The following is a 16,943-nucleotide window of genomic DNA, read 5'->3' as shown; positions in this document are numbered from 1 at the left end:
ACGCAGGTTATCCCCAGTTTCTGTTGACAGGGCTGTTGATAAGCCAGGGGCGAACGCGGTAAGTCGTTGATCAGAATCTATTTGGTGATCGCGTATCAGCTTCGGGCAACATGCAGTGCGCGCGCTGTGCGGAGAACGCCTGCTCCGCTTATCCACAGACTTTGTTGAAAGGCCTGTTGATAACGTTCTGACAGCACCCCTAACCTGCTGATCGCAGAACACTTTCAGGCGCTGCAACGAAATCGTGCCGGTGCTTCAGTAGACAGCGGGCTCACCCTCAGGGCGGTGTTTAAACCGCTTGTGGACCCAGTAGTACTGGTCAGGAATCCGCCGTACCTGCGTCTCCAGAAACGCGGTGATACGACGCGCATCGACCGCCGCGTCTTCGGACGGAAAATCGCTCAGCGCTTCGAATATCTTCAGCCGGTAACCACGATAGTCCGGCAGCACTTCGGTTACGAACGGCACCACGCGCGCATTGCCCGCCTTCGCGAGTCGCGAGACCGACGTCAGCGTGCAGGCTTCGACGCCAAAGAACGGCACGAAGACCGAATCGCGCAGGCCAAAATCCATGTCGGCGGCGAGCATCACCGGCTTGCCCGCACGCAGCACGCGCAACGCGTGACGCACGCTGTTGCTGCGCGGAATCATTTCCGTGCCGAAACGGCCACGCTGACGCAACGCCATCGCGTCGAACATCGCGTTCGACATCGGCGTGTACAGCGACGCAACCGGATGGCGCGTCGAGTACATCATGCAGCCCGCTTCGATACCGACAAAATGAAAACCCACGAAGATCGTTGGCTGCGTGTGCGTCTGTGAGAGATCGATCGCACTTTCCACTTCGACGAGCCGCTCCAGCGATTTCGCATTGCCGAACCATTGCGTGCCGCGCTCGACGAAACTGCGGATCACATGACGAAAGTGCGCGCGTGCAAGGCGCTCGCGTTCAACCTCACTCATATCGGGGAAGCACAGCCGCAGATTCGTGTGCACAACCCGGCGACGCGAACTGGGAATACGATACAGCAGCGAGCCGAGTCCGACCCCGAAACGCGCGACGATGCCATACGGCAGGAACGCGAGCACGCGGAGCAGTCCTGTAGCAAGACAGAGGAGAATGCGGTTCTTCAAAGGAGGGCCCGGTAAATGAGACGTGAGTGGCGGTCGCCTCGTGCCGGAACCGGAAACACCGGAAACCGGGCGCTGACCGTCTGGGCAGCCGGGCACGCATGCGCCTTGATCCGGGTGGGGGCGCAGCGCTCCAGGCGGTAAATATTATCCTGCAGTGCTCACGGAAGAGGCAATCGTTACTTACCCGAGCATATTACAGTGTGTATCGTGCACCGGGCCCTGCATTCCCAGGTGTCCGGTGCAACGCATTTCAGCGTGTTTTGCAGGCAGCCATCACGGCTTGTTCGATTCGAACAGATCGATGATCTGCTTCTTTTCGGTCGACGAAACATCCGGCGGCGTCAGGCCTGCGGGCCCCACCCCACCCACCGCGTTCGTACCACCCGCGAGCGGATTGGCAGCGTCCATGCCAATACTTGCGACAAAGCCGTTGCCCGGCATCATGTCCGTATAAAACAGTTCTCCATCGACCTGCGTGACCGTGTCGGGCATCGACGGCTCTTCCTGCGGCACGCCGCGCAGCGCGCGCTGCATGTACTCGACCCAGATCGGCAACGCGAGCTGCGCGCCGAACTCGCGGCTGCCGAGCGTCTTCGGCTGGTCGTAACCCATCCACGCCACCGCCACGAGCGACTTCTGGTAGCCCGCGAACCAGCCGTCTTTCGCGTCGTTCGTCGTGCCGGTCTTACCCTGCAGGTCCGAACGATGCAGCACGTTCGTGCCCGCGCCCGTGCCCGCGGTGGCGACCGAGTGCAGCAGGCTGTTCATGATGTACGCGTTACGCGGCTCGATCGTGCGCGGCGCGTCGCGCCCGGCGGTCAGCGGCTGCGCGCGCGAAATCGCCTGGCCGCGCGCGTCGGTGACTTCCGCGATCAGATACGGATTGATCCGGTAGCCGCCATTCGCGAACACCGAATACGCGCCCGCCGACTGCAACGGCGTGACGAGACCCGCGCCGAGCGCCATCGGCAGATACGGCGGCGTCTTGTCGACATCGAAGCCGAAGCGCTGCGTCACGAAATCCTGCGCGTACTTCGTGCCGATGAACGACAGGATGCGGATCGACACCAGGTTCTTCGACTTCTCCAGCGCGAGACGCATCGGCATCGGGCCGTCCGGCTGGTCGTCGTCCTTCGGTTCCCACGCGTCGCCGCCGGGCGTCGTGGGCGGGAACGACAGCGGCGCATCGTTGATGATCGTCGCCGGTCCGAGGCCCTTTTCGAGCGAAGCCGAATAGATGAACGGCTTGAAGCTCGAACCCGGCTGACGCCACGCCTGCGTCACGTGGTTGAACTTGTTCTTGTTGAAGTCGAAACCGCCGACGAGCGAGCGGATCGCGCCGTCCTGCGGCGTCAACGCGACGAGCGCGCCTTCGACCTGCGGCAACTGCGTGATCTGCCAGTTGCCCTTCGCATCCGCAACGAGGCGCACGATCGAGCCCGGCCGGATGCGTTGCGCCTGCGCGGCCTTCGGACTGAGCGCCGCCGCGGCGAACTTCAGCCCGTCGCCGCTGACCGTCGCCAGGGTGCCGTCGACGAACTGCGCCTTCACTTCCTTCGGCGACGCAGCGGTCACGACAGCGGCGACGATTTCGCCGTTGTCGGGATGATCGGCGAGCGCGTCGTCGATAGCCTGGTCGCGGTCGTCGCGATCCGGCGGCAGCTCGATGAACGCTTCCGGGCCGCGATAGCCGTGACGCCGTTCGTAATCCATCACGCCTTTGCGCACGGCCTGATACGCCGCGTCCTGATCGGCGGAATCGATGGTCGTCGTAACGTTCAGCCCACGCGTGTAGGTTTCGTCGCGATACTGGGCGTACATCATCTGACGCACCATTTCCGCGACGTACTCAGCATGCACGCTGTATTCGTTGCCCGACACCTTCGCGTGAATCTCTTCCTTCACGGCCTCGTCGTACTGCGCCTGCGTGATGTAGTTCAGATCGAGCATGCGCTTCAGGATGTATTCCTGACGGATCTTCGCGCGCTTCGGATTCACCACCGGGTTGTACGCGGAAGGCGCTTTCGGCAGGCCCGCGAGCATGGCCGCTTCGGCAAGCGTGACGTCTTTCAGGTCCTTGCCGAAGTACACGCGCGCAGCGGCCGCGAAGCCGTAAGCGCGCTCGCCCAGATAAATCTGGTTCATGTACACCTCCAGGATCTGGTCCTTCGTCAGTGCACGTTCGATCTTGTACGCAAGCATCATTTCGTAGATCTTGCGGGTGTAGGTCTTCTCGCTCGACAGGAAGAAGTTGCGCGCGACCTGCATCGTGATCGTGCTCGCGCCCTGCGAGCTGCCGCCGTGCATCAGGTCCGTCAGACCCGCACGCAGGATGCCGACGAAGTCGACGCCACCATGTTCGTAGAAGCGGTAGTCCTCGATCGCGAGCACGGCTTTTTTCATCTGGTCGGGGATGTCTGCGAAACGCACGATGCTGCGCCGCTCTTCGCCGAATTCGCCGATCAGCACGTGGTCGGCCGTATAGACGCGCAATGGCACCTTCGGCCGGTAATCGGTGAGCGCATCGAGCGACGGCAGTTGCGGCCCCATCACGACGAGCGCATAGCCGACAATCAGCGCACCCACGACCGCGACAGTGGCGATCAGGCCGGCAAACCAGATGGCAATTGTTGCGCCGATCGAACGCCCGCGCGATTCGTCGTCACGGGCGTCGTAGCGATCTGCATGGGAGCCGGGCTCGCGGCGGTCAGGATTCCGGTCGTTGGCCGGATAGTTTGAAGGCGGTCGTTTGATAATTGGCATGACTTGTATGGTTAGCGCCCGGACTGCACGCCTTCTGCGCACGCGTCGCGCGCGCACGGATCATGGTCGTGGCAGGCCGCGCGTCGCGCAGGCCAAACCGACGGGTTCGCAAGCTGTCGAAAAAGCGCCGCATCGCCCGGAAAAAGAACGGGAAACCGCCAACGCCCCCATGCGACCCAACACCCCCGACGGCCGCACAGCGCACGGCAGACAACGGCCGGCGCAACTTGACAGCGCATTTTAAAGAAATCGGACGGCGGTCCAGCCGATTTTTTTGTAAGAATTCCCTGCGGATGGTGCCCCGCAAGGCGATGAAGGCCTTTTGTCGGAGAACGCGGGGTTATCCACACAAAATGTGCAAAGGTCTGTGGACAATAACGCTGGAAAGGCTACAACTCATTGAAGTCACGGCCTTTTCACACGGCGCCCGGTTTTGTGCCCTTCTGCCTGACAGGACGCCGCTGTTGTACGGGTGTGCAGAGTTCGTACGATGCCCGTTTCGCATCCGCACGAGTCGCCTTATGATGGTCCTGTTGCCCCGGTTTTCGGGTGACCGCCCGCCATAACCCGCCGCAAGACGCACAAACGCGTAAAACGCACGCGAGCCGACCATGAACAAGCCTAGCGAACGCATTGTCGTATTTGTCACGCCGGCGCAGAAACGCGCGATTACCTCAACTGCCGAGGGGCTCGGCATCAGCGTCAGCGAACTGATGCGGCGCGCCGTATTAAGCTTCGGCGCGACGAGCGAACAGGTGAAGGCGGCCAGCATTGTCGACCGGCTACGGGCGCCACGCGAGCCGGACGCGCTCAACGAAGCGCTGCGCAAGGCCGCACGCGGTACGCGGCACACACATCCAGCGGAGCCCGCGCCGCTACCAGCGGGACTCGTGCGCGTGCAGCCTGCTCCTGCCGCGCTGCCTCACACCGCGACACAACCGGATCACGCTCACGGGCCATCCCGCGTCGAGCCGATGCCTTTCGAGGCAGCGGGCACGTTCGCCGACGATCTGCCTGCAGATTCCCCCCCATTCGATCCCGCAACCGCTACCGAAGAGGAAATGCGCAACGCAGCGGAAGCCGTGGCGCGCGTGGCGGCAGCGAAAGCGGCCTCGCTCGCGGCGCATCCGGCTGACGCAACCGTTGTGCGGCGCCCACGCCCAAGGATCGACCATGAGCCCGACGCCGACAGCGATCCGCACGGCGACCCCGCCACGGATGGCCGCTTTGCATGAGGCAACCCGCGTCGCGCTGAAAGAAACCTGCCTGCATCGGGCCGCCGGCTGTGGCCCGAACTCATCCGGATCCCTTCCGAAATCGTCTTTTCGCACACCACGGAAACAGGGGTATCAATCTGCGGTAACAATGGCGATTTGAAACCTTTGTGAAACAGGTCTTTAAGTCCGTTTTAAGACATGCCGTGGTGTAATATCCGCGAGCGACTGGACCCACCCGCGCACTTTCCATGACAGTGAATCCGCGGCAATGGCGCGATCGAAAAACGCAGCCATTGCAATTCGCGGAAACGGCCCGATGTGGGGACCGGCCGCCTGCGCAATGAAGCGCGCAGCGGCGTAAGCTGTCGGTTAAATGCGCCCGGATTTTCCAGCGCCGAATTCAATCTACGGAGGTATTCATGTCGCTATTTGACACCGTCTCGCGCACGCTCAAAGGTCTCCTGAACGACGCGGCTGATTCCGTGCAGGATCCTTCGCGCGATTCGCGCCAGATCGTGCGCGAACTCGACGACAGCATCGCGAAAGCGGAGAACTCGCTGATCGAAATCCAGGCACAGGTCGCAACGCAGCAAAGCAAGCGCGACGTCGCCGCCGACAAGGCAAAGAAATACGAAGACGGCGCAAAGCGCGCGCTGCAGGCTGGCGACGAAGCGCTCGCCCGCGAAGCACTCGGCGCGCAGGCAACCGCCGAAGCCGAACGCAACGCGCTCGCTTCCGAACTGTCGACGCTCGAACCTTCGGTCGATCAGTTGAAGCAACAGATCGACGAGATGCGCCAGCGTCGTAACGACCTGAACGCGCGGTCGAACATCCTGCAGGCGAAGCAGCAGATCGCGCAGGCTAAAGATGTCGCCGCAACGGCGCTCGGCGGCATTGGCGGCAAGAACCTGTCGGAAGATTTCCAGAAGCTCGAAGACAAGGTCGCGCTGTCGAACGCGCGCTCCGACGCACGCCTGAATTCCGCCGACGTGAAAAGCGGCAAGGCGCTCGACGACAAGCTCGCGGAACTGAATCGCGGCCCTTCCGTTGAAGACCGTCTCGAAGCGCTGAAGAAGCAGTTGAACACACCGGCGCAGCAGTAAGCGGCCGGAACGGTGCGGTGCCGCGCAGGTCAGTCCGGTTCGATCACCATGATCGTAGTCCTGCTGGTCGAACCCTTCGCGATGCGCGGCGTCGCATCTGATATCGCTTGCCAGGGAGACGGGCGTGAAGTCGCCCGGTCCGTATCATGAAAAGATTTTTCGCAGCGGCGTTCATGTCGTTGATGCTGGTGTCAGGCGCGGCGTTCGCGCTGCCCACCGCCACGCAGATCGAAACCGCGATGCAGCAGGGTAACTGGCAGCAGGCCGATGCCGGCCTCACGCAGGTGCTGCAGGCTCATCCGAACAATGCACGCGCGCATTATCTGTACGCGCAGGTGCTCGACCGCGAAGGCCGTTACGCCGATGCGCTCGCGCAGATCCAGCAGGCGAAGACGCTCGATCCACAGGTCCGCTTCACTGACCCGTCGCGCTTCGCGCAAACGGAAGCGCGCATCCGCAGTGACGCGGCACGCGCGGGCGCCATCCAGGCGAACCGCTCGTCCACGCCTCTCGCACAGCAGGCCGCACCGGCCGCGCAGATGCAACAGTCAGCCACAATGCAGCCCGTCGTGCCGGAACGTCATGGGCCTTCGATGGGCTTGTGGATCGGCCTTGCATTCGTCGTTGTCGTGATTGCATTCGTGCTGCGCTGGACGCTGAAGCGCGCGCGCTCGAAAGACGATACTCGCGCCGACGACGATCGCCGCGTGCAGCTGAAGCGCGCGACTGAATTGCTGAACGCGGTGCGTTCGCTGAAGCTCGACGTGAAAATCTCGACGGTGCCAGGACACGAGGCACTGGAAAAAGAAGTGGAAGGACTCGAAGCGCAGTTGCGGCAACTCGTCGAAACATTGTCGGGCAGCCCGAACCCGGTGCCGCCGTATCAGCTCGACGATCTCGAACGTCAGGTCGAAAGCCTGAGAGCACGCGCCGACGGACGTCCCGATCCGAATGCGTCCGGCGCGGCGGCGTATGGCCCGGCGCCGCTCGGTAGCGGCGACTCGGCGTACGCGCGCGAAGCCGACGAACGCTTCGGTCGTCAACAGGCGCCCTACCCCTATCCGCAGCAACCCGTGCCACAACAACAGCCGCCCGTCATCGTCCAGCAAGGCGGCGGATTTGGCGGCGGCATGGGTGGCCTGCTGACCGGTGTGCTGCTTGGCCAGGTGCTGAATTCCGGAGGCCGCGATCGCATCATTGAACGTGACGTGCTGGTCGACCCTGATGAAGCGCGCCGGCGTGCCGGCGACGTCGATTTCGGTCAGGGCTCGAACGACTGGAGCGACGGCGGTGGCGGGGGCGGTATCGACACGGGCAGCAATGACGATTCCGGCGGCGGCTGGAGCGATACCTGAGCATCCCTGCAGGCACACAACGGTGAACGAGAACAGGCTCCTTTTGGGAGCCTGTTTTTTTGCCTGGCATTCCCGTGCATTTCTGTGCCTGTTTCGTTTCTTCTTCGTCAAGCCTGACGTGCAGTCTCATGCTGGCTGACCCGCAGGCGTTTCCGGCGTCGTCGGTGGGCCGCTAGATTCGCGATATGCCGCCGACGTACAGACGCGTTTCGTAAGCGAATTCGACCGTGCCGTTTTCGGCGGTGCGGTCGAACAGTTCGCGCAACGCGACGAGCATCGGCTCGTGATTCGGATGCCCCGCTTTGGGCGCAAACGACGACGACATCAATCGCCCTTTCAGTGCCTCGAAATCCAGCTGCTGCGCGTTTGGAAATGTTGCCTTGTGCGCGAATCCGTTGTCGAACCAGGCGGCCATGGAGGCGTCGTCGCCATAGCGTTCCGACACTTCCGTGTAGTCGACGCCATGGCGCTGGAGCAAGGCCTCGAAGCCGGTGAGAAACGCCGTGCCGGTGAGCAGGCGGCTGTTCCAGAAGAGCGCCGCGAGGCCGCCCGGCCGCAGGATGCGCGCGAATTCGCGGCGGGTCGTCACCGGAACGAACCAGTGCACCGCCTGCGCGGCGATCACGAGATCGACGCTGGCGGCATCGAGTGTCGTGGCTTCGGCCGTGCCCGCCTTGCTGCTGAAACCCTCGATACCCGAGAGCCACGCATCGGCCGCATTGCGCATCCCATCGTTCGGTTCGACGGCGATGACGGGATGCCCCGCGTCGAGAAAGAGCTTTGCGGAGATGCCTGTTCCAGCGCCAATGTCCGCGACCTGCGCACCCTTCACGACGCCGCAGACGTCGTGCAGGAACGTGACCAGTTCGCGCGGATAGCCGGGACGGTACTTGACGTAGTCGGCAACGCGGTTCGTGAAGCGGCGGGTGGAGTCCAGATTCATCGATACATCCTTTGAATGATGTGGCGCGACGCCCGGCTTGCCTGGGGAACACGCATGATTGCCCGACATGAAACGCTCAACGACCGCCGAGCAGCAGCAGAAGGCTCCAGAGGAACTTGCAGACCAGCACAATCAGCGCCCAGAGCTGCGCGAGTTGCTCCCAGCCTGCAATACTGAATAAAACCTCGAACATGAAGTGGCGGCCAGAAAAGTCAGGTACCGGCGAAGACTACAGCGTGAACGGGAATGGTGCCGAAGGCTCCATGATATCGACCAGGGGATAGTCCGTATCAAGTCACCCGAAAGCATGCCGTAAACGCAGGGAAGAAAAAACGGCATCCGTGCGGGCAGATTCGGTGGCATGGTGATTCGACGGTTCACCGCGCGGCAACAGTAATCATCTTGCATGGGACCAGGACAGGTGCTCTGCTTGGAGCTCGGAGTAGCGCGCTAAAGCGCGAACTCCGACCGACAGCTAAAGCGCTAACTCTGATCGACCGCAATGATTTGCATGGGACCAGAGTAAGTGCTTTGCATGGGGCCGGAGTAGCGCGCTGAAGCGCGAACTCCGTCCGACAGCTAAAGCGCTAACTCTGGTCGACAGGAGACACACATGACGGGTTTCAACTTTCGCCGGAAGGGCCGATCGAACTCGGTAGTCGGCGATATTGCGACGCAGGCGGGCAAACTGGGCATCGAGATCTGCGACGTGTCGGGACACGTCGACGAGGTCGCCGCGCGCGTCCAGCGTCAAGCGCAGGTGTGCCGTGCACTACGCGAATCCGCTGCGTTGACGATGCAGGGCAACGAACGCATCGCCGCAGCGGCGCGCGAGATGCGCACCGTCACCGCCGATGCCGCGACTGGCGTGCAGGAATCGCGGCAGACGCTGGAGGCGTCGCTGGCGGACATCCATGGACTCGTTGAGGGCGTGACCGTTATCGAGAGCCAGATTGGCGCGCTGCGCGCTGCGCTCGCGCACGTGAGTCGCGTCTCCGAGGAAATCTCGCTGATTGCGCGTCAGACGCATCTGCTTGCGCTGAATGCCGCGATCGAAGCGGCGCGTGCCGGCGATTCCGGCAAGAGTTTCGCGGTGGTTGCTGCCGAGGTGAAGAACCTGTCTGCGAAGACCGCGCAGGCCACCGGCCAGATCGAAACGACGCTTGCGCAGTTGACCCAGCAAACCGAGCAGCTGATTTCGGAGGGATCGGTGAACACTGCGCGTGCGCATCGGGTACGCGAAGGCACGCGCATGATTGGCGACGTTGTGCATTCCACGGGCGAAGCGATCACGCAGTTGAATGCCGAAGCGAACCAGATTGCGGCGTTGACGGGCGAGATCGAGACTCAGTGCCACGGACTGGAAGCCCAGGTCGTCGAGATGGCGAGCGACGTAGAGGATTCGAGCGAGAACTTCGTGCAGGCGAAGGATCGGCTGGGGAATCTGCTGGGCGTATCGGAGACGCTGATCGAACTGACGGCGGCGACGGGCGTGGAGACGGCCGACACGCGATTTATCCGGGCCGTCGAGGATGCTGCGGCGAAGGTGAGCAAGCAGTTCGAGGCGGCGCTTGCGCGCGGTGACATTACGCTGGCGGATCTGTTCGATACAACTTATGTTCCTGTTCCCGGGACGAACCCTCCGCAGTTCATGACGCGGTTTACCGCGTTCACCGATCGCGTGTTGCCTGCGATTCAGGAGCCGTTGCTGAAGCTTGATGAGCGGGTCGCGTTTTGCGCCGCTGTCGATGCGCGGGGTTATTTGCCGACGCATAACCTGAAGTTTTCGCAGCCGCAGGGGGAAGATCCTGTGTGGAATGCGGCGAATTGCCGGAACCGGCGGATGTTCAACGACAGGACGGGGTTGGCCGCTGGCACGAATACGAAACGGTTTCTTTTGCAGACATATCGGCGCGATATGGGAGGCGGGGCGTTCGTTTTGATGAAGGATGCGTCGGCGCCCGTTGTTGTCGCCGGGCGGCATTGGGGTGGGGTGAGGATTGGGTATCGGGTTTAGGTTGTTTTTTCTGGATTTCTTTGGCCTTTCCTTGTCGGCATATCGGTCTATTGGTGTTGCCCCTTATGCGGGGCGGCATTTTGGGTTTTTCGTGCCGAAGCTGTTTCTTTGCTTTTGGCCTTTCCTTGTATTCGCGTCGGTCTATTAGTGTTGCCCCTGTGCGGGGCGACGCTAATAGACCGACATGACTTCAAGGAAAGGCCAAAAGCAAAGAAACAGCTTCGGCACGAAAAACCCCAAACTACATTGCCAAAGCAAGCCGCCTCTTCTCAGCATTCTGCATAAACCGGTTAGCCACAACAACCCCAACCGTGACAACGGAAATAAAGAGCGTAGCAAGCGCATTCATCTCAGGATTCAACCCAAGCCTGACACGGGAAAAAACAACCAGCGGCAGCGTAGTAGACCCAGGTCCAGACAAAAACGCCGACAACACAAGATCATCGATGGAAAGCGTAAACGACAACAACCACCCTGCAACCAGCGCTTGAGAAATCAACGGCAACGTAATCGCAAAGAACACCCTGAACGGCGTAGCCCCCAGATCCAGCGCAGCCTCTTCAAGCGACGGGTTCAGATCCCTCACCCGCGACTGCACAATAATCGCGACATACGAAATGCACAGCATCACATGCCCAATCCAGATCGTGAAAATCCCGCGTCCGGCCGGCCATCCAAGCCACTTCCCCATTTCGATGAAAAGCAGCAGCAGCGAAATCCCCTGGATAACCTCGGGAATCACGAGCGGCGCATTGATCATCCCGGTATAAAGCGTGAAACCGCGAAACCGTCCCATCCGCGCCAGCACAAATCCCGCCCACGTGCCAATAAAGACAGACGCAAACGCCGTCAGCAACGCAATCCGCAAGGAAAGCCACGCGGCCGCGATCAGTTCGTCATCCTCAAGCAGCGCCTGATACCAGCGCACCGAAAACTTCGTCCAGACAGTCACCAGCTGCGATTCGTTGAACGAATACACGACGAGGCTCACGATCGGCACGTACAGAAACAGGAAGCCAATCCCAAGCGCCACGATCTGCAAAAAACGGTTCGGCTTCATCAGCGCCTGTCCTCCAGCTCCTTCGCCTGCGCATACTGAAAGAGCGCCATCGGCACCAGCAGCAGCACAACCATCGCACACGTCACCGCGGACGCCATCGGCCAGTCGGCATTGTCGAAGAACTCATTCCACATCACGCGACCGATCATCAATGTATTGGCGCCACCCAGCAGCTCCGGAATCACGTACTCGCCCACCGCCGGAATGAACACCAGCAGGCAACCCGCAATAATGCCGTTCTTCGAGAGCGGCAGTGTAATCTGCACGAACGCCTTCCAGGGCTTCGCGCCAAGGTCGTATGCGGCCTCGAGCAGCGTCAGATCCATCTTCACGAGGTGCGCGTAAAGCGGCATCACGAGGAACGGCAGATACGAATACACCATGCCGATATAAACAGCCGTGTTCGTGTGATAAAGCTCGATCGGCGCGTGAATCACACCCATCGACATCAGAAAATGATTGAGCAGCCCATTGTTCTTCAGAATCCCGATCCACGCGTACACACGAATCAGAAACGACGTCCAGAACGGCAACATCACGGCCATCATCAGGATATTGCGCGTCGCAGGATTCGAACGCGCAATGTAATACGCCATCGGATAACCCAGCAGCAGGCACAGGAGCGTCGAAATCGCCGCCACCACAACCGAATTCACGTACGTTGCGAAATACAGGCTGTCGGTGACCAGAAACGCATAGTGAGACAGGTCGAGTGCGATGTGCAGCACCCCGTCCTTCATCGAGGTCAGTTCCGTATACGGTGGGATGCCCATCTGAAGATCGGCAAAGCTGATCTTCACCACCAGCAGGAACGGCACGAGGAAAAACAGCAGCAGCCAGACGAACGGCCCGGCCACGACCGCGCTGCGCCCGGTCAGGCCAAAGCGCCGCACCGGCCACGACGCAAACGAACTCATCGACCGTTTCATGACGTCAACACCACACCGGCAGACGCGCTCCAGCGCACATAAATTTCATCGCCCCACGTCGGCGTCTCGATCTCGGAGAGCGCGAGGCTCGATATGTTCGCGATCACGGTCTTGCCGCCATCGAGTTTGACGTGATACAGCGAGTAGCCGCCCATGTAGGCAATGTTCGTGATGACGCCCTTGCCCCAGTTGTAGGCGCCTTCAGGCGGCTTGCGCGTGAGCGCAATGCGCTCGGGCCGAACGGAAATCGTCACCGGCATGCCGAGCGGGCCGGTGATGCCGTGGTTCACGTACAGACGGCACGGCAGGTCCGGCGTTTCGATGAACACGTGATCCGGCTCGTCCTCGACGACGTTCCCGTCGAACAGGTTCGTCGAGCCAATGAATTCTGCCGAGAAGCGGCTGTTCGGATATTCGTAGACCTCATGCGGCGTGCCGAGCTGTACGATCTCGCCTTCGCTCATCACGGCGAGACGCCCCGCCATCGTCATCGCTTCTTCCTGATCGTGCGTCACCATGATGCAGGTCACGCCGACAGTATCCAGAATGTTGACGAGTTCGATCTGCGTGCGCTGACGGATCTGTTTGTCGAGCGCCGACATCGGTTCGTCGAGCAGCAGCAGTTTCGGCCGCTTGACGAGGCTGCGCGCCAGCGCAACGCGCTGCTGCTGGCCACCCGACAGCTGATGCGGCTTGCGCTTCGCGAAGCGCCCCATCTGCACGAGTTCGAGCGCGGTCTGCACGCGCTCGCGCAGTTCGGCCTTCGGCACGCCCTCCTGCTTCAGTCCAAATGCGACGTTCGACTCGACCGTCATGTGCGGGAAAAGCGCATACGACTGGAACATCATGTTCACCGGCCGGCGATACGGCGGCATCTGCGCGAGGTCTTCGCCGTCGATCAGGATCCTGCCCGAGGTCACGGTTTCGAGGCCGGCCAGCATGCGCAGGAGCGTCGATTTTCCGCAGCCGGAACTGCCGAGCAACGCAAACAGCTCGCCCTTCCCGACGCTCAGATTCACGCCCTTGACTGCGACGGTTTCGCCGAACTTCTTGACGACGTCTACGATCTGCACGAAATTTTCCGCCGCGTCGCCTGCGACGGGGGAGTTGCCTGGGGGCAGCGTGCCGGCCCCTGCCAGCGCGCCTGACTGGTCACTCATGATCTGCTGCTTCGCTCCTGCGTTTGACGAACAAAGCCCCCGGTGGACACCGGGGGCTTCATGATGTTGCACTATCGCGTGTGACTGTCTGGCATCAGCGGCCGGACTTGAACTCGGTCCACAGCCGCGTCTGCAGACGCTGGATTTCCGGCGGCAACGGCTTCAGCAGGAACAGCGTCTGGATGACCTCAGCCGGCGGATACACGGCCGGATCGTTCGCGACGTCCTTCGCCACATACTTGCGTGCCTCGGTGTTCGCGCTCGGATAGTAGACCTCGTTCGTAATCGCCGCGTGGACCTGCGGCGTCTCGATGTAGTTGATCCACTCGAGGGCGGCTTCCTTGTTCTTCGCGTCCTTCGGAATCGCCATCACGTCGAACCAGACCGGTGCACCGCCCTTGGGAATGTAGTACTCGACCTTGTACGGCTTCTTCGCTTCGGCCGCGCGATGCTTCGCAATCACGACGTCGCCCGACCAGCCATACGCGAAGCATACGTCGCCGCCTACGAGGTCGTTGATATAGCCCGACGAGTTGAACTGCGTGATGTACGGACGGATCTTCTTCATCATCGCGAGCGCGGCGCGGTAGTCGTCCGGGTTCGTGCTCATCGGATCCTTTCCGATGTAATGCAGCGCGGCGGCGAACATCTGGTCAGGCGCGTCGAGCACCGAGACGCCGCACGCTTTCAGCTTCGAAATGTTTTCCGGCTTGAAGAGCACGTCCCAGTTGTCGAGCGGCACGGACTTGCCGAGAATCTGCTGGGCCTTCGTGACGTTGTAGCCAAGGCCGGTCGTACCGTAGGCCCAGGGCACCACGTACTTGTTGCCCGGGTCGGCGCCCGCGACGAGCGTCATCAACGACGGGTCGAGATACTTGAGATTGGGAATCTTCGATTTGTCGAGCGGCGCGAAGATGCCCGCTGCGATCTGCTTGCCAGCATAGTTGCTGGTCGGCACGACGATGTCATAGCCCGAATTGCCCGTGAGGAGCTTGGCCTGAAGCGTGTCGTCGCTGTCGTAGTTGTCGTACTTGACCTTGATGCCGGTCTGCTTCGTGAAGTTCGGGATCGTATCCTTGGCAATGTAATCCGACCAGTTGTACACGTTCAACTGCGTATCTTTCGCTGCGGCCGCAACCCACGGCGCCGCGCACAGCACAAGCGCCGCCAGCCGGCTCATTACCTGTTTGTTCATCCCGTTCTCCGATCCTGACCGGCTCTCCCCGGCCCTCGCCCCGCTCACACCGCAACGCATCGCGCGCGGCTCCCCTGAAAAACCCGAAAACTACCACTAAATAGTGCACGCTCCAAAAAAAACGGCGTGCTGTCGCGCAAAGGGTACAGCCGGTCGCTGCCCCGCAGCGGGCCCGGCCCTCGTGGGGGTGATGCCAGCTTTGCAAAATTGGGCGCAATTTTATCGGGTTATCGGCGCGTGTCCACCCGAAAAAAACCTGATCGCCTATGTTTTGACGAAGGACGCCTGTTTCCGGATATGACGGCTGACGGATTGACAGCGAAACCCATCCGTAACGCAAGGCGATTGACAGGAAAGGACACTGCTTACCGACGGCTGCTGTGAGGCGGCCGGATTCGATTCGCGCGATGTATCCGGTTGCGATGCTGAACGACTTGCCGCGCACTGTGGAATGGCTTTGGGCACGGCGTTTGCGCTCCATTTGCCCTTTGACCGGTTCTTCACCTGTGCCTTATGCGCCTCATGTGCCGCTTGCGGGTCCCTCCGCTCGTTGTTTGCGTGCGGCCCTTCCGCTGATTTGCCGATGATCGCGATGAACACGAACCCATTCGCCCTGCGACACCGCCGACGCCGCCCGTCCACAGACACCGGCGGCGGCCCTCCCCGGCCTGCGCACTGGTCGTCGTTCGTCGGACCCGGCGCGCTGATCGCGGTCGGCTATATGGATCCCGGCAACTGGGCCACAGCGCTGGCAGGCGGCGCAGGCTTCGGCTACCAGTTGCTGTCCGTCGTGCTGATGTCGAGCCTGATGGCGATGCTGCTGCAATGGGTTTCGTCGCGCCTCGGCGTGGTCACCGGACGCGACCTCGCGCAACTGTGCCGCGAGCGCTTCAGCCGACGCGTGACGTACCTGCTGTGGCTCACGAGCGAGGTCGCCATCATTGCCTGCGACGTAGCGGAAGTGGTGGGCAGCGCCGTCGCGCTGCAACTGCTGCTCGGCGTGTCGCTGACAGTCGGCGTGCTGCTCTCCGCAGTGGGCACGCTTGCGATACTCGCGCTCCAGCGACGCGGGCGACGCACGCTCGAGGCGGGCGTCGTCACACTGATCGTATTCACAGGACTGTGCTTCGTCGTCGAACTGGCGCTCGCGCGGCCCGACTGGCATGCGGCGCTCGCAGGCGTCGCGCCGGGCGCTGCGCTGCTGCGCAATGCCGGCATGGTTTGGCTTGCCGCTGGCATCCTCGGCGCGACGGTGATGCCCCACAACCTCTATCTGCATTCGGCGCTCGTCAAAAATCTCATTCCCGCGCGCGACGACGCGGCGATCGCGAACACGTTACGCGGCGTCAATTACGACACCTTCGGCTCGCTGTCGTTTGCGTTCGTCATCAATGCGGCGCTGCTGATCCTCGCTGCGGCGGTATTTCATGCCAGCGGCCACCGTGAGATCACGGACCTTGCCGATGCGCATCGTCTGATCGCGCCGATCGTCGGCTCGCACTGGGCCGCCATCCTGTTCGCGGCGGCGCTCCTCGCGTGCGGCCTGAGCGCAACCGTGACGGGCACGCTCGCCGGGCAGGCGGTCATGGAAGGCTTCCTTGCGCTGCGCCTGCCACGCTGGCAACGCGCGCTCCTGACGCGCTCGCTGGCAATGGGTCCGGCGCTCGTCGCCGTTTCGATGTTCGGCCAGCACGGCTCGAACCAGTTGCTCGTTGCAAGCCAGGTCGTGCTCAGCCTGCAGCTGCCGCTCGCGGTCGTGCCACTGATCCGGTTCGCGTCGTCCAGCGCGGTCATGGGCGGGTGGCGCGTGCGTGGCCTGCCGCTCGCCCTGGCGTGGCTCTCGGCGGCGGCGATCCTGACGCTCAACGGCGCGCTGCTGTGGCAACTCATGTCGCCGGATTGAGCCGGTCCGACGCGCACCGAAACGCCGTGCGCCGCCTCGCCTGCAGGACCTGGTCGCATCCTTACCGTTTATTAAGCAATCTCTTACAATACGGACACACTTTGCCTGACGCGTCTGAGAAACGACGTGGTGTGTCTATGTCGTGTGTCCGTGTCCCATGCCCC

At 61.9% G+C, this 16,943-nt stretch carries 12 protein-coding genes; 5 read left to right on the top strand and 7 right to left on the bottom strand.

Going from position 1 to position 16,943, the window contains the following annotated elements; translation table 11 throughout:
• Nucleotides 1-255: 255 nt before the first annotated feature.
• Together LPA36_RS25285 and LPA36_RS25280 are read right to left on the bottom strand one after the other, a co-directional pair.
• Nucleotides 256-1,134, bottom strand: coding sequence for a lipid A biosynthesis lauroyl acyltransferase (locus LPA36_RS25285; RefSeq protein ID WP_228882804.1), 879 nt, complete (start codon nucleotides 1,132-1,134; stop codon nucleotides 256-258).
• Nucleotides 1,135-1,407: 273 nt separating this feature from the next.
• Entirely contained in the window at nucleotides 1,408-3,897 is a 2,490-nt protein-coding gene (locus tag LPA36_RS25280; RefSeq protein ID WP_228882803.1) for a penicillin-binding protein 1A, read from the bottom strand.
• A gap of 611 nt (nucleotides 3,898-4,508) precedes the next feature.
• Here LPA36_RS25280 and LPA36_RS25275 point away from each other — a divergent pair.
• The 3 genes from LPA36_RS25275 to LPA36_RS25265 all read left to right on the top strand — a co-directional run bounded on the left by LPA36_RS25275 (nucleotide 4,509) and on the right by LPA36_RS25265 (nucleotide 7,572).
• Nucleotides 4,509-5,132: a hypothetical protein gene (locus LPA36_RS25275; protein ID WP_228882801.1), complete on the top strand. Its 624-nt coding sequence runs from the start codon at nucleotides 4,509-4,511 to the stop codon at nucleotides 5,130-5,132.
• A gap of 401 nt (nucleotides 5,133-5,533) precedes the next feature.
• Complete coding sequence (locus LPA36_RS25270; protein WP_228882799.1) at nucleotides 5,534-6,217, top strand: PspA/IM30 family protein; 684 nt, start codon at nucleotides 5,534-5,536, stop codon at nucleotides 6,215-6,217.
• 146 nt (nucleotides 6,218-6,363) lie between these two features.
• Nucleotides 6,364-7,572: a tetratricopeptide repeat protein gene (locus LPA36_RS25265; RefSeq protein WP_228882797.1), complete on the top strand. Its 1,209-nt coding sequence runs from the start codon at nucleotides 6,364-6,366 to the stop codon at nucleotides 7,570-7,572.
• Nucleotides 7,573-7,744: 172 nt separating this feature from the next.
• On the opposite strand, the gene LPA36_RS25260 is transcribed toward LPA36_RS25265, so the two are convergent.
• A complete protein-coding gene (locus tag LPA36_RS25260) occupies nucleotides 7,745-8,515 on the bottom strand; it encodes a class I SAM-dependent methyltransferase (RefSeq protein WP_228882795.1) in 771 nt (256 codons plus the stop codon).
• Nucleotides 8,516-9,128: 613 nt separating this feature from the next.
• Here LPA36_RS25260 and LPA36_RS25255 point away from each other — a divergent pair.
• Nucleotides 9,129-10,532, top strand: a complete 1,404-nt coding sequence (locus tag LPA36_RS25255) for a methyl-accepting chemotaxis protein (RefSeq protein WP_228882793.1) — start codon at nucleotides 9,129-9,131, stop codon at nucleotides 10,530-10,532.
• Between the two features lie 241 nt (nucleotides 10,533-10,773).
• Here LPA36_RS25255 and LPA36_RS25250 read toward each other — a convergent pair whose 3' ends face one another.
• The 4 genes from LPA36_RS25250 to LPA36_RS25235 form a co-directional block, all read right to left on the bottom strand.
• A complete protein-coding gene (locus LPA36_RS25250; RefSeq protein ID WP_228882791.1) occupies nucleotides 10,774-11,592 on the bottom strand; it encodes an ABC transporter permease subunit in 819 nt (272 codons plus the stop codon).
• Nucleotides 11,592-12,521: an ABC transporter permease subunit gene (locus LPA36_RS25245; protein WP_228882789.1), complete on the bottom strand. Its 930-nt coding sequence runs from the start codon at nucleotides 12,519-12,521 to the stop codon at nucleotides 11,592-11,594. Before LPA36_RS25245 ends, LPA36_RS25250 begins: the two co-directional genes overlap by 1 nt.
• The gene (locus LPA36_RS25240; protein ID WP_228882787.1) at nucleotides 12,518-13,681 is read right to left on the bottom strand and encodes an ABC transporter ATP-binding protein; all 1,164 of its coding nucleotides are present in this window, start codon (nucleotides 13,679-13,681) and stop codon (nucleotides 12,518-12,520) included. Before LPA36_RS25240 ends, LPA36_RS25245 begins: the two co-directional genes overlap by 4 nt.
• 94 nt (nucleotides 13,682-13,775) lie before the next feature.
• Nucleotides 13,776-14,876 carry a polyamine ABC transporter substrate-binding protein gene (locus tag LPA36_RS25235; RefSeq protein ID WP_228882786.1) on the bottom strand — a complete coding sequence of 367 codons (1,101 nt, stop codon included), beginning with the start codon at nucleotides 14,874-14,876 and terminating at the stop codon, nucleotides 13,776-13,778.
• Nucleotides 14,877-15,468: 592 nt separating this feature from the next.
• On the opposite strand from LPA36_RS25235, the gene LPA36_RS25230 reads away from it, so the two are divergent.
• Nucleotides 15,469-16,779, top strand: coding sequence for an Nramp family divalent metal transporter (locus LPA36_RS25230; RefSeq protein WP_228882785.1), 1,311 nt, complete (start codon nucleotides 15,469-15,471; stop codon nucleotides 16,777-16,779).
• Nucleotides 16,780-16,943 lie beyond the last annotated feature (164 nt).

The organism is Paraburkholderia saeva (genome assembly GCF_907164555.1).
Classification (GTDB): Bacteria; Pseudomonadota; Gammaproteobacteria; order Burkholderiales; family Burkholderiaceae; genus Paraburkholderia; species Paraburkholderia saeva.
Note: the sequence above shows the minus strand (reverse complement) of the source record. Positions and strands in the feature narration are given on the sequence as shown.